This is a genomic window from Mesorhizobium sp. GbtcB19 (assembly GCF_019091085.1).
Lineage (GTDB): Bacteria > Pseudomonadota > Alphaproteobacteria > Rhizobiales > Rhizobiaceae > Mesorhizobium.
Map to the genome: position 1 here is coordinate 1 of NZ_JAGXJY010000617.1, position 231 is coordinate 231.

1 pseudogene is annotated in these 231 nt (G+C 61.0%); it reads right to left on the reverse strand.

Annotated elements, in window-relative coordinates:
• Window positions 1–92: 92 nt before the first annotated feature.
• Window positions 93–231: pseudogene (locus KVT37_RS33225) on the reverse strand (IS5/IS1182 family transposase); the annotation flags it as partial.

Genomic DNA, 231 nt, shown 5'->3' on the forward strand with positions numbered 1-231 from the left:
TCATCGGTTAGTCACCGTCAAAGGCTAAGATCGTTGGTGCCTGCCATCTTTGAGCGACTAGGGAGTCGCGAATTGACGATTGCGCCCCGGACCCCGGCACTGGACAGCGCGTGAAAGAGATCACACCACACTCCCTTGGCCGCCCAGCGGACAAACCGGTTGTAGAGGGTCTTGCGCGGCCCGCATTCCAGCGGTGCGTCGATCGAGCGCCCGCCAGACTTCACCACATGA